Source organism: Microbulbifer thermotolerans (assembly GCF_001617625.1).
GTDB classification, from domain to species: Bacteria; Pseudomonadota; Gammaproteobacteria; order Pseudomonadales; family Cellvibrionaceae; genus Microbulbifer; species Microbulbifer thermotolerans.
Map to the genome: position 1 here is coordinate 2,053,901 of NZ_CP014864.1, position 13,165 is coordinate 2,067,065.

12 protein-coding genes are annotated in these 13,165 nt (G+C 57.1%); 4 read left to right on the forward strand and 8 right to left on the reverse strand.

Annotated elements, in window-relative coordinates:
* Positions 1 to 24: 24 nt before the first annotated feature.
* Positions 25 to 663 carry an LOG family protein gene (locus A3224_RS08650; RefSeq protein WP_067153461.1) on the reverse strand — a complete coding sequence of 213 codons (639 nt, stop codon included), beginning with the start codon at positions 661 to 663 and terminating at the stop codon, positions 25 to 27.
* Positions 664 to 822: 159 nt separating this feature from the next.
* Between A3224_RS08650 and lexA the strand changes: the two genes are divergently transcribed.
* Positions 823 to 1,428 (forward strand): transcriptional repressor LexA, encoded by a 606-nt coding sequence (gene lexA, locus A3224_RS08655; protein WP_067153463.1) that lies wholly within the window; start codon positions 823 to 825, stop codon positions 1,426 to 1,428.
* Positions 1,429 to 1,590: 162 nt separating this feature from the next.
* Here lexA and A3224_RS08660 read toward each other — a convergent pair whose 3' ends face one another.
* The 4 genes from A3224_RS08660 to A3224_RS08675 form a co-directional block, all read right to left on the reverse strand.
* Positions 1,591 to 1,848, reverse strand: coding sequence for a hypothetical protein (locus tag A3224_RS08660; protein WP_067153465.1), 258 nt, complete (start codon positions 1,846 to 1,848; stop codon positions 1,591 to 1,593).
* 95 nt (positions 1,849 to 1,943) lie between these two features.
* Positions 1,944 to 2,435, reverse strand: a complete 492-nt coding sequence (locus A3224_RS08665) for a DUF6586 family protein (RefSeq protein ID WP_067153467.1) — start codon at positions 2,433 to 2,435, stop codon at positions 1,944 to 1,946.
* Positions 2,432 to 5,101 carry a type I DNA topoisomerase gene (gene topA / locus A3224_RS08670; RefSeq protein ID WP_067153469.1) on the reverse strand — a complete coding sequence of 890 codons (2,670 nt, stop codon included), beginning with the start codon at positions 5,099 to 5,101 and terminating at the stop codon, positions 2,432 to 2,434. The genes A3224_RS08665 and topA overlap by 4 nt, the downstream gene beginning before the upstream one ends.
* A gap of 230 nt (positions 5,102 to 5,331) precedes the next feature.
* The gene (locus A3224_RS08675) at positions 5,332 to 5,790 is read right to left on the reverse strand and encodes a hypothetical protein (RefSeq protein ID WP_231902328.1); all 459 of its coding nucleotides are present in this window, start codon (positions 5,788 to 5,790) and stop codon (positions 5,332 to 5,334) included.
* Positions 5,791 to 6,002: 212 nt separating this feature from the next.
* Here A3224_RS08675 and A3224_RS08680 point away from each other — a divergent pair, with 212 nt between their 5' ends.
* Positions 6,003 to 6,440 (forward strand): universal stress protein, encoded by a 438-nt coding sequence (locus tag A3224_RS08680; RefSeq protein WP_067153473.1) that lies wholly within the window; start codon positions 6,003 to 6,005, stop codon positions 6,438 to 6,440.
* A gap of 144 nt (positions 6,441 to 6,584) precedes the next feature.
* Here the strand turns inward: A3224_RS08680 and A3224_RS08685 are convergent, their stop codons facing one another.
* Positions 6,585 to 8,456, reverse strand: a complete 1,872-nt coding sequence (locus A3224_RS08685; protein WP_067153475.1) for an ATP-binding cassette domain-containing protein — start codon at positions 8,454 to 8,456, stop codon at positions 6,585 to 6,587.
* 150 nt (positions 8,457 to 8,606) lie between these two features.
* Here A3224_RS08685 and A3224_RS08690 point away from each other — a divergent pair, with 150 nt between their 5' ends.
* Positions 8,607 to 10,583: a transglycosylase SLT domain-containing protein gene (locus tag A3224_RS08690; protein ID WP_067153477.1), complete on the forward strand. Its 1,977-nt coding sequence runs from the start codon at positions 8,607 to 8,609 to the stop codon at positions 10,581 to 10,583.
* Positions 10,584 to 10,811: 228 nt separating this feature from the next.
* Here A3224_RS08690 and A3224_RS08695 read toward each other — a convergent pair whose 3' ends face one another.
* Together A3224_RS08695 and A3224_RS08700 are read right to left on the reverse strand one after the other, a co-directional pair.
* The gene (locus A3224_RS08695) at positions 10,812 to 11,066 is read right to left on the reverse strand and encodes a glutaredoxin family protein (RefSeq protein WP_067153479.1); all 255 of its coding nucleotides are present in this window, start codon (positions 11,064 to 11,066) and stop codon (positions 10,812 to 10,814) included.
* Complete coding sequence (locus A3224_RS08700) at positions 11,063 to 11,920, reverse strand: FHA domain-containing protein (RefSeq protein WP_067153481.1); 858 nt, start codon at positions 11,918 to 11,920, stop codon at positions 11,063 to 11,065. Before A3224_RS08700 ends, A3224_RS08695 begins: the two co-directional genes overlap by 4 nt.
* A 319-nt stretch (positions 11,921 to 12,239) precedes the next feature.
* On the opposite strand from A3224_RS08700, the gene A3224_RS08705 reads away from it, so the two are divergent.
* The gene (locus A3224_RS08705) at positions 12,240 to 13,163 is read left to right on the forward strand and encodes a PP2C family protein-serine/threonine phosphatase (RefSeq protein ID WP_067153483.1); all 924 of its coding nucleotides are present in this window, start codon (positions 12,240 to 12,242) and stop codon (positions 13,161 to 13,163) included.
* Positions 13,164 to 13,165 lie beyond the last annotated feature (2 nt).

The following is a 13,165-nucleotide window of genomic DNA, read 5'->3' on the forward strand; positions in this document are numbered from 1 at the left end:
TCCAGCAAGCTGGCCACAGCGGATTTATTCCCGTTCTTTGATGTGCTCGATAATCAACTCGGCAGCCTCATCGACGGTATCCACAATTTTGAATAAGTCGAGGTCCGAAGAATCGATACACGCCCTCTCCAAAACTGTATCCACCAACCAATCCCGCAACCCAGACCAATAGCGCTTGCCCACCAGTACAATGGGAAAACGGCGCACTTTTTGGGTCTGTACCAAAGTCAAAATCTCGAATAGTTCATCCAGAGTCCCGTAGCCACCCGGCAAACCGACAAAGCCCACCGCATGCTTGACAAACATGAATTTTCGCACGAAAAAATAGCGAAAATGTAAACTGATGTCCTGATAAGGATTGGCTTTCTGCTCGAAGGGTAATTCTATATTGAGGCCTATGGAGGTTCCTGGCTGCGGATAAGCGCCGCGATTACAGGCCTCCATGGCCCCAGGACCACCGCCGGTTATCACCGGGATACCCTCAGCGGCCAGCAATTCCCCCAGCCGTACGCCCTGCTTGTATTCAGGGCTGTCTTCCGCAAAACGGGCGCTGCCGAACACGGTGACGGCACCGCTCAGAGCAATCAGGCGTTCTATGCCGTCCACCAATTCTGATTGAATACGCAACACACGCCACGCTTCGGGCATTTTCGCATCTAACATTATTGTGTTCCCTCATTGTCGCACTTATCGTCAGAATACATACTTTTCTTTGCATTTCCTTCTCAATGTAGCAGCTGCACCCCGAGGATTGCACTGCTGTCAAATCTGTATATAATCCCAGCAACTGTATAAAAATACAGACAAAGATCAGGTGATTCCATGACAAACCTCACTGCACGCCAGGCCCAGGTACTTGAACTGATCAAGGTGTATCTGGAGGAAACAGGTTACCCGCCCACGCGGGCAGAGATCGCCCAGGAACTGGGTTTTCGCTCTCCCAATGCTGCGGAGGAACACCTCAAGGCCCTGGCCCGCAAGGGCGCCATCGAAATGGTGGCAGGCGCCTCCCGGGGTATCCGTATACCGGATCATCAGACAGGCCTCCCCATTGTCGGCCGCGTGGCGGCGGGCAATCCGATCCTGGCGGAGGAAAATATCGAGGATTATTGCGATCTGCCGGCAAATTTCTTTCACCCGCCAGCGGATTATCTGTTGAGGGTACACGGGATGAGCATGCGTGACGCAGGGATCCTCGACGGCGACCTGCTCGCGGTCCAAAAAACTGACCAGGCTCGCAACGGCCAGATTGTGGTCGCCCGCATTGAAGACGAAGTGACTGTCAAACGCTTCCGCCGCAAAGGCAATCAGGCAACCGTTCAGTTACTGCCGGAAAACGAGGACTTTGAAGTAATACAGGTGGATATGCGGGACAAAAACTTTGCGATTGAAGGACTTGCGGTGGGCGTGATCCGCCAAAACCCGTAGACGCGGAACATCTGATATTCAGGCCGAGTCTTTGCTTGCTAATCGATCGCTCGGCCTTTGCAAAACTTACGCGGGGGCATTGCTTGCGGGGGCCCGGAAGTAACTAGCCGGGCACGGAAAGACCACCCTCCTGCGCGCGACCGAACATTCCGCACCCATCAGTCAGTGTACCGTGTGATTAACCGGTACCTCTTCTTCCTCTTCCTCGAGATACTCAGCCCCCTGCTCCTCCATATACTGAACAGCCTCTATTCCAGCCTCCAGCATTGCTCTCGCCACAGCGACTTTGTGTTCACGCAGGAATTCCAGACTTTCTGCCGAAAAATGGATGCGAACCAGCGGGTCCTCCCTGTGCCCGGCCCGGCGCAATGCCACATCGCCGTTGGCCAGTTCGACAATTTCAAAAGTTTCGGAGGACATGGACTTCTCCCTCTACATCGATTTCCACGCAGTGTAACACAGGGGCAATCATTCAGTGACAGGAAAAAGAAGGACAGGTCTGCGGTGAAATGGCGTTACCATTCCTCCGCCTGTGCGCGCTGGCGTTGCACCAGCTCCCCCAAAGCCCCGTGCCACTCCCACAGCAGGCTATCATTCAGCACCGGGGCGGCAGATGCCGAGATGTCTTGTACCGGTATCAGATTGTCGCCCTGGGGCCGGTCGCCGCATTTCTCTTGGGAGAAGTGCCACAACTGCCTCCAGGCCGCCTGCATCTGCGCCAACCAGCTGTTGCGATTGGCCAACAACTCTTGGAGCTCCACCGCCTGGCTGCAGGTTTTACCCGCAGCCTGTGCACACTCGGCAAGTGTCTGGGCGGACTCCGGTTCGGTCATCAATTGCAGCTGAAATGCCAACTCGGCAAGAAATGCGCGATAGGCGCGCCACAACTGCAGTACTACCGCCTCATACAACGCAGTGCGCGCCAGCGGAGCGGCGTTCTCAGTCTCCAACAGCAACGCAGCCTTGCGCAGCGACGAAGCCACAATCCCGGTATAAGGATTACTCATTTGCTTTTCGCCATCGCCTTTTTGCGCGCGGGCGCGCGCTTGGCTTTACCTGCGTCTATCTGCCACTTGCCATCGCGGTAGAAGGCGCGCCATCCCGTGGCTTTGCCATTTTCTTCGGATTGCACATACTGCTCCTGGGTTTTGCGGCTGAAGCGCACTACCGTATCGCGCCCTTCGTCATCTTCGACTGGCGCGGAAAACAGAAAGCTATACTTCGGATCTATCTCATCCTTGTGCGGCAGCAGTTCCTTTACCAGAGGCGCACGGGTCTCGCGGTTTTTCGGAAACTGACTGGCGGCCAAGAATAGACCGGTGGCGCCGTCACGCAAGATATAGTGGTCGTCCACCTTTTGACATGGAAGTTCCGGCATGGGTACCGGATCCATTTTCGGCGGCGCTGGCTGACCGTTTTTAAGCAGCTTGCGGGTGTTTTTGCAGGATTCATTGGTACAGCCAAAATACTTGCCAAAACGGCCGGATTTCAACTGCATATCCGAACCGCACTTATCGCACTCAATGACGGGGCCATCGTAGCCCTTGATTTTGAATGTGCCCTGCTCAACTTCATAGCCGGGGCAGTCCGGGTTGTTGCCGCAGATATGCAGCTTGCGGTGCTCGTCCAACAGATAGCTGTCCATGGCGGTACCGCACTTGGGACACCGGCGCTTTTCACGCAACAGACGGGATTCGGCCTCTTCATCCTTGTCCGCATCCACCGCCTCGTCACCGGGCACTAGGTTCATGGTGTTCGTGCAACGCTCCTTGGGCGGCAATGCATAGCCGGAACAGCCGAGAAATACCCCGGTGGAGCCAGTTCGAATCTGCATGTGGCGGCCGCATTTGCTGCACTCAATATCTGTGTCTGTTGGCGTGTTGCGGCGCATTCCTCCCTCTGCCGCCTGGGCTTTTTCCAGCCGTGCGGAGAAATCCTGGTAAAAGTCGTCGAGCAACTCCTTCCACCCCTTCTCGCCCTCTGCGACAGCGTCCAGAGATTCTTCCAGGTTGGCGGTGAAGCCGTAATCCATCAGATTCTGGAAGCTTTCGTTCAGCCGGTCGGTGACTATGTCCCCCATCTTTTCAGCGTAGAAGCGGCGGTTCTCCAAGCGTACATAGCCTCGCTCCTGGATTGTGGAAATGATGGATGCGTAGGTGGAAGGACGGCCGATACCGCGCTTTTCCAGCTCTTTTACCAACGCCGCCTCACTGTATCGCGCCGGCGGTTTTGTAAAGTGCTGTTTTGGATCCAGCTTTTTCAGCGCCAGCTTTTCGCCAACTTTTACGTCCGGCAACACCAGATCTTCATCTTTCTTGCCAGCCGGTGGTGCCACTTTCATAAAGCCGTCGAAGCGGATCACTCGACCGCGAGCGCGAAGCTCAAAGTCCCCGGCACTGACCACGATCGACGTGGAGGTGAACTGGGCTGGGGTCATTTGGCAAGCCACGAACTGCTGCCAGATCAAGTTGTATAGCCGCTCGGCATCCCGTTCCATGCCAGGCAGCATATTCGGCTGCACACGCACATCCGACGGCCGTATCGCCTCGTGCGCTTCCTGAGCCCCCTCCTTGCTGCTGTATACATTGGGGCGCTCCGGCAGATATCTGTCACCGTACTGCTCGCCAATAAACTCGCGAACGGATTCCACCGCCTCTGCACTCAGATTCGTGGAATCGGTACGCATATAGGTGATGTGGCCCGCCTCGTAGAGGCGCTGCGCCAACATCATGGTTTTCTTGACACTGAACCCCAGGCGGTTACTGGCCATTTGCTGCAGTGTGGAGGTAATAAAGGGTGCCGAAGGCTTGGAGCTGGTCGGCTTGTCGTCCCTTGCGCTGACGACGAAGTCACTGGCCTGCAGGGCCTGGGCCGCAGCGCTAGCCTGAGCCTCATTGGTCGGACGGAAATTTTCCCCGGCCTGCTTTTTTACCTCCAGGCGGAGCGCTTCTGCCCGAGTGGTCTCTGTGTCGGCGTTAATTGTCCAGTATTCTTCCGGAACAAATGCGCGGATCTCGCGTTCGCGCTCCACCACCAAACGCACCGCCACTGACTGCACCCGCCCGGCGGAGAGACCGCGGGCAACCTTCTCCCACAGAAGCGGCGATACCATGTAGCCGACAATGCGGTCCAAAAAGCGCCGCGCCTGCTGAGCGTTTACACGGTTCATATTCAGGCGGCCCGGATCCTGGAAGGCCTCCCGGATCGCAGATTTGGTAATCTCGTTGAACACCACTCGGCGATACCGTTCGTCATCGCCGCCGATGGCCTCGCGCAGATGCCAGGCAATGGCCTCTCCCTCGCGGTCCAAGTCCGTGGCCAGGTAGATGTGATCCGCCTCAGCGGCAAGCTTGCGCAATTCAGTGACCACCTTTTCCTTGCCGGGCAAGATTTCATAGTGGGCTGCCCAGTTGTGGTCCGGGTCTATGCCCATGCGCTTAATCAGTTGCTCGCGGTTTTTCTTGCGCTTGTAGGCCTCCTTGGCCTCGGGGGAGAGTTTGCGCGTCTCCGCAGCCCGGCGAGCGCGCTCCTTGGGATCCACCGCCTGTTTCCCACCGCTGGGTAAATCGCGAATATGGCCGACGCTGGACTTAACCACGAAGTCCTTGCCGAGGTATTTGTTGATGGTTTTCGCTTTGGCCGGTGATTCGACAATGACCAGTGATTTACCCATAAGCTCTTGATTTCAAATAGAAAATTTACTGCCTTCCGCCACCCGTCCCCCAGTTGGGGGCCACCAGCGTTGCGCGAATATATAAGCTCCGCTCCTTGTGCGGTCAAGCGAGTAAAACAAAATCTTTAAACAGAGGTTACAATTTGTGCACTCGCCCACATGGCAAGAATCGCTTCAAATAGCGGCATATTTGCAACAATTCAAGGCAATTCCGATAGGATTAAAACCGATTAAGCATCCCCTGGTTGCGCTGGGGCGGCTTGCCGTATCGCTTCCTCTATTGGCGGACGGAATTCCGCGAGCGCCGCTTCCAGCGCATGAAAGCCTGCGTCACCGCTGGATTCCCGCCACTGTATACCCAATCCGTTTTCTTGCGCGATTACGGCACAGGCGTCCTCCGGTAAGTTTTTTAGCATTTGGCGAAGCGGCTCCCAGGCCGATTTCGGTGCCGCAGGCCGGCCATTCCGCCAGTCCCAGCGGCCGGCAAAATGCAATTCATGCTCGACTCGCTGCAACTCCAATATCCAGCCCAATTGCAACCGGCGTCCATCTCCCCAGCGGCTGCTGTAAACCGCAGCTGTCCCCTGCCCCAACGCCGCTGGCAGTGCCTGCATTTGCACCGCGAGTCCGCTGGCAGCGGCCCGAGCACGCATCGCGGCAAGACGCCGGTCGCGTGCGCTCGGTTTCATCCACATCACCGGCCCCACGACAAGGGCAAGCACAAATAATAGGATGAGCAAAGGAAGCCAGCCGGCCATAATCACTCCTTGTCAGCGCGAATTGACGCCTATTTTGCGATGCGCCGCGCTATTTATGTCAACCGGTTTTTTTACAGTAGACTTAGGGAACAACCGCATCTAGACAGCAAAAACTTGAAATAATAGGAAGGAGCGGAGGACTTATGGCCGGTTACAAACGCATTCTCGTCGGTTTAGATCTTTCGGAGGAATCCTCGCAGATACTGGAAAAAGCCGGGGAGATCAGCAGGGCCTTCGCCGCCGAAGTCAGCCTCGCCCATGTGATTGAGCCGCTGACCTTCGCCTACGGCGGTGATATTCCGATGGATTTATCCGAGGTTCAAGAGCAGCTGCAGACCCAAGCCAGGGAGCAGCTAAGTAAGGCGGCTCAGAGGCTGGATGTGCCGACAGAACGCCAGCACGTCATTCTTGGGCAGCCAGCCACGGAAATACACAGGCTGGCGGACGAGCTTGAAGCGGATCTGATTATCATAGGCAGCCACGGCCGACACGGTTTGGCTTTGCTACTCGGCTCCACCGCCAACGGCGTATTGCACGGTGCCGGTTGCGACGTACTGGCGGTTAGAGTCCAGAGCGAATAAAACCGCTTTCACGGTGTAACCGAAGCGTGAAACACAATCGGATACTTCGCCAGGGGACGCTTGCACGCAGCCACACACAGCGATCACTTTCGCCCTGACTCGCTGGCGGACACACGACCGCATATTGCGAGCCGGTACACCGCTTCATGCGCCCCCGGCCATGCCGTCCAGCTCAGCCCAACGCTCAAAGGCGGCGTCCAGCTGCGCCTGTTTTGCTGCCAGTGTCCGCAAGCTCTCCTCGACCAACGCTTGCTCCCTTTGATAAAAATCCGGTTGTGCGATGGCCGATTCCAATTCAGCAATCTCCCCTTCCAGTTGCTCAATCAGGCCCGGCAGGCTGTCCAGCTCACGCTGTAGCTTATAGCTGAGCTTTTGCTTTCTGGGCGCTGACTGGGGCTTGCTTTTCACTTTCTCCACCGTCGATTTATCGGCGGAACTGCCGCTTTCTTCCGGCAGCGAAAAACTGCCTCCCTGACGCAGGAAATCGGCATAACCGCCAACATATTCACGCACGATGCCACCGCCCTCGAACGCTAGACAGGAATCCACCACGTTGTCGAGAAAAGCGCGGTCGTGGCTAACCAGCAGTACTGTACCGGGAAAATCCAGCAGCAGCTGTTCAAGCAGCTCTAGCGTTTCCACATCCAAGTCATTGGTAGGCTCATCGAGTACCAGGATATTGGCTGGCTGACTGAACAGTTTGGCCAATAGCGCGCGGTTGCGCTCACCACCACTGAGAGCCCCGACTTTAGTGCGCGCCTTAATACCACTAAACAGGAAGTCCGCCAGGTAAGACATGGCGTGACGGCTTTTGCCACCGATACTGATGGACTCCCGCCCCCCGGCAATGTTGTCCAGCACAGTCAGCTCGGGATTGAGTTGCTGACGGCGCTGGTCGAAGTAAGCCACCTGCTGCTTTGTGCCCAGGCGAACCTTGCCCCCGCCCGGCTGCAGCTTGCCCAGCAAAATCCGGATCAGGGTGCTCTTACCCACCCCATTGGGGCCGATCAGACCCACCTTGTCACCGCGCATCAAGGTAAAGGACAGATCGCGGATCAATGGCGGCTCGCCGGGATAGGCAAAGGATACGTCTGTCAGTTCCGCAACCAGTTTGCCGGACATTTCTCCAGCATCCAGCGCCATCTTGGCGCTGCCCTGTCGATTGCGGCGCGCCTCCCGCTGCCGGCGCAGCGCCTGCAGGGCGCGCACCCGGCCTTCATTGCGGGTGCGGCGGGCTTTGATCCCCTGGCGAATCCAGGCCTCTTCCTGAGCCAGCTTCTTATCGAATAGAGCTTCGCTCCTGGCCTCTTCCTCCAACAGTTTTTCCTTTTCCCGCTGATAACGGTCAAAGTCGCAACGGAACACGCGCAAGTGTCCGCGATCCAGATCCCACACCGTCTTCGCAAGACGCTGCGCCAGCGCGCGATCATGGCTGACAAACAACAGAGCGCCACGGTATCCGCCGAGAAAATTTTCCAGCCACTCCACTGCGGAAATATCTAGGTGGTTTGTGGGCTCATCCAGAATCAGCAGATCCGGCTGCGTCACCAGTGCCCGGGCCAGCGCGGCACGCCGCTGCCAGCCGCCAGACAACTCGGCAACTATGTGATTTCCGTCGAGCCCGAGCCGGTCTATTACGCTCTCGATGCGCGGCAGCAATTCCCAGCCATGCGCTGCTTCGATTTGCGTCTGCAGATCCGCATCTGGTTCCGCGCGATAATCCACCAGCCACAGCCCCACCTCACCGAGACCACCGGCTACGTAGCGGTAGACACTGTCGGTACAATCCGAGGGCAGCTCCTGGCCCAAGGTCGCCAATACGATCCCCCCGGGGCGCACAATTTCACCCTCGTCCGACTCAATGTCTCCGGCAATCAGCCTCAGCAGGCTCGACTTGCCCTCGCCATTGCGCCCCACCAGGCAGATGCGGTCGCCGCGCTCTATTTTGGCGCTGACGTTCTCCGCAAGTACCTGCGCCCCGTATCGCAGGCTTACGTCATCCAACTGAAGCAACATAAATAACCACTACAATAACTAATTGAACCGGCGGCACTCACCGCTCGAACGTGCGCAACAAAGAGCGCGAGCTAAAACTGGGTATTTTACGCATTTTTTGTCGCGCTGTTCTGCTAGCCTGACCGGACAGCTTTCAATCGGGTAATTGCAATGTCGATTGGCGCAAAGGGATTCGCGTTTTTCATTACGCTACTACTGACAGCCGTTCCCACTTCGGGACTGGCCGGTGAAGCGGAAGATGCCGTCGCCCAGAGGGAAAAGCTGCGCGCCGCTCGCATGGCTATAGCCCGCGGTGACCTAAACCGCTTGAAGCAGCTCAAAGCGGATTTGAACGGCCACCCTCTTCTTCCCTACATAGACTACTGGGCGCTTAGCAAGGAGCTCTCCCGGCTCCCGTACGACAAAATCGACAAATTTCTCGCCGACAACGAAAACACCGCCATTGGTGACTGGTTACGCGTCCGGGTACTGCGCGAGCTCGGCAGCCGGGCGCGCTTCCGCGCCTACCTGAAGTACTATCGGCCAGAAAAGATAACCCGGGCTTCGCTGCGCTGTTACTACGCTGATGCCCTATCCCGCCACGGCGACAAAGCAGTTGCCTACAGGCTGGTAGAAGAACTATGGCTCGTGGGCAGCTCCCAAGCAGACGAGTGCGATCCCGTATTCCGGCGGTGGATGCAGGACGGAGGCCTCACCCAGGAACTGGCTTGGCAGCGACATCAACTCGCACTACAGAAGGGCAACCTGGATCTGGCCGCATATATCGCCACCAAAATGACGGGAACCTACGCGAAGCTGGCGGCGCTGATGCGTTCGGTACACAAAAATCCAGAGCAACTTCTCGACTATCCGCGCTTCGCCAGTTTCTCGCCCGGCGATTATTCAAGGGAGTACCGCGCCATCGTTGTACACGGTCTTCAACGACTGGCTCAAAATGACGCCACCAGCGCCAATCAGGCTTGGCAACGCTATCAAGCAAGCTACCTGTTCAGCGATGAAACACAGGAAAGGATGCTCCGATACCTGGCTCGACAATTCGCACGCCAGGATAACTTCAATGGTCTGTTGCAATTGGTAAAAGAGCGGCAGTTCACCGATGCCAGCTCCATCGAGTGGCTGGCGCGCCAGTCGTTGCGGGAGCTGGACTGGGAGCAGCTCGCCTTCTGGATCGACCGCATGCCGGAAGAGCAGCAACAGCATGAGCGCTGGCTCTATTGGAAAGCGCGTGCCTTGGAAGAACTATACGGCCGGGAGCGGGCCAGCGCAGCAGTGCAACTGTACAGGAAAGCCGCGCAAAACCGCAGCTATTACGGATTTTTGGCAGCCGATACACTGGGGTTAAATTACAGTTTTATCGACCGCCCGGTTCCCATCAATCCTCAACAAGTCGAAGAGATGGCCGCGCGGCCGGCCATGCGACGGGCACGGGAGTTACAAGCCATCGGCGAGCTCTATCACGCGCGCAGAGAATGGGACTACGCGACCAGAGATATGTCCCATGGAGAATTGCTCACGGCCAGCAAACTCGCCAGCTCCTGGGGCTGGTACCACAAGTCGATTCAATCAGTTCTGGCCGCTGACTATCTGGACGATCTGGAGCTGCGCTTTCCCTTGGCGTTTGCCGATATAGTTGATGATGTCAGCAAAAGAATCGGGGGCAAAACAGCCCTTGACCCCTACTTTATCTACGCCGTGGCCCGGCAGGAAAGCCACTTCAGCCACGATGCAAAGTCTCAGGCTGGCGCTTTGGGACTGATGCAACTGCTGCCATCGACAGCACGCGCAACTGCCCGCCGCGCCGGCGTGAAATACCGGCGCAGTTGGGATCTTCTCAGCCCCAATACCAATATCGCACTGGGCAGTTTTTATTTGAATACGCTGCTGGACCGCTTTGACAACAACCGCATACTGGCCGCGGCGGCCTACAATGCCGGCCCCACGCGAGTGGCCAACTGGCTTAAAGAAACTAAGAACCGCTTGCCTTTCGATGTTTGGATAGAGACGATTCCGTACAGAGAGACCCGCCATTACGTGCAAAACGTGCTGGCTTATTCAGTCATCTACGCCTACCGCAGCGGTACCAAGTTGACACTGCTGCGGAAGAACGAAGCAACCAGCAAGCTTTAATTTAAGGAACCCTCTGATTAAATCACTTTCTGGTGGCAGAGGCTCTTCGCGGGTGGATGTGAAGCTCAGGTGATAGGACGGATATTTCGAAACCGAAGGATACAGGGATGTATCCGTCGGAGCTACAGGGAAGTACTCGTGCGTTTTCGAAATATCCGTCCTATTACCTGAGCGCCCCAGAAGCTATCATAGTGTTCTCGCGAATTAATCAGAGGTTCCTTAAATAGCCTATTGATGGCACAGCCACTCTCGCAGTTGCGCACTGTCAAAAGGCCAGCAACAAACTTGGTTGGGATCCCCCAGCCCCACAGCCGGAATACGGGTGGAAAGGCGCTCCATCAGCAATGGGTCATCGGCAATATCCACTTCCCGCAGGCGCAGCTGAAACTGCTCCAGTAGCGGCCAGATTTCCACCTTTGCCTTTTCACACAGGCTGCAACCCAAAGTGGTATAGAGAATCAGCTCGCGGGGTACTGCTGTCATAAAAGTCCCTGGTGGCGCGCCCAAAAAAAGCCCAGAGCCGCCGCAGCAATCAGCAGCCCCCCCATCCAGAGCCACAGACTTCCACCACTATCCGCCAGTTCGCCGCCATTTTCGTACTTGCGGCGCTCCCGGGTCGGCTCTCCGGCAGCGGTCTGCGCGGGCTTAACCACTTTCGCACTCCCCACCTCACTTTTAACGGGAGACGAGGCCAGCGCCGGGCGCACACTGGTCTTATTCCGGTCATCCGCTGGGCCAACCACACTGAAGCTGAGGGTATCAAAACGCAGTTCATCGCCACGGCGCACCCGGGATTCAGTGATGCGCTTATTGTTCAGATAAGTGCCGTTGGCCGACCCCAGATCTGTCACGAAAAGCAAACCTTCTCGCACATCCAGGCGTGCGTGACGACGTGACAGGTGAGACAAAGAAAATGTGATATCGCAGTCGTCCGAACGCCCCACCACACTGCTCTCGCGGATGGGGAACACCTTTCCTGCGATCGCCGGATGATTGGCACGCAAAGCCCAGGCGACACTACTGGCCGGTGCGACCTTCTTGAGCCTGGTCACTTTGGGGTCCACAACCCTTAGAGTCCGCCCCCCGATTTGCAATTCGTCGTCGCGCTTCAATGGGCAACTACCCTGTACTGGGGTGCCATTGAGCAGTGTCTGGCCACTTTCTGCGAGGTGGTGCAATGTCAGCACATCCCCTTCCACGGTTACTTCAGCGTGCAGCTTGGCCACAGATTCATCGGCGATGGCCAAATCACAGTTACCGGCGCGCCCAATGGTCACTTTGGGTGCTACCAGCCACACACTCACGCTGGCATCCTTCAGGTCACAAAGTTTGAACATGGAGCATTTTCCTTTAACCGTTTTGGCCTGGGGCCAACGGATTTTGATTGCGGCGGCCTGGCAAAACCGCCTGTTTATTATCTCTCGCTCTGATGGCGGCAAGTTTATCACGGGGATTTTCGTTAGCGTATGATGTGGTTTGCAGCTTACAATGGCATCGCGTTCGATAATTGAGAGACATAATGGGCGGTAGCCGGCGCTCCGGCCAATGAACAGGGAACCGGAATCGGCCGCATCGCAGGGATGTCCCGCCGACCGCGGCACAGTCGCCTCGGGACGCCGGGTAAACTCAAAAATAACGACAGGTAGTTGCACGCACGTGAGTGAAGCCAAAGTACGTGAAGTATCGCGGCACAAAGGAACAGCCCAGCGCGCCAGCGCCAGCCCGCGCAGTGCCGGCGCAACCCACCCCGGCTACAAGCGCGAACAGAACGAAGACGCCTTCTGGGCCGATGAGGAACTCGGTATCTGGGTGGTAGCGGACGGACTGGGGGGGCACCAGGCCGGTGAAATTGCCAGCCAGACGGTGGTGGAGGAAATTCAGCGCTCCGCCGCGACAGACCGCCACTACGAGCGGGCACTGCAAAGAGCGCACGCCCTACTGCTCGGCGACGAACAGAGCACCGGCAATATGGGTTCCACTGCGGTAGTGGTGGCCGAAGACAACAGCTACTTCCATGTGTACTGGGTCGGTGACAGCCGCGCCTATCTCTGGACTCCCGGCGCTGGCCACGGTCAACTGAAGCAGCTCACCAGTGACCACTCCTACGTGCAAATGCTGGTGGATTCCGGGGCAATCAATTCCACCGAGGCCGCCAACCATCCAAACCGCCACGTGATTACCCGCTGCATCGGCGGCAGCACCAATCCCAAGCTCGAAATCGACCGTGTGTCATCGCCCTGGTCTCCCGGACAGCGTCTGCTGCTGTGTAGCGATGGACTCAGCTCCGAGGTAGAACCGGATCAGATCGCACAAATCCTAGCGGAGAACAGGGACAACCGCCGCGCTGCCGAGCTTCTCGTCGGAGCGGCTCTGGATGCCGGGGGAAAAGACAATATCACCGTGCAGGTCATCGATGCGCCGACTGCGGTGCCAACAGCTCATAAAAAGTGGACTTCCCGCACAGGCAGTGCGCTGAGGGCTTCCGCGCAAATACTGAAACAGCACGGCAAACTACTGTTGCTTCTGGGCACACTTGGCCTAGTCGCAGTCGTTGCCGCCAGACTCATCGGCGCATCTTGAAT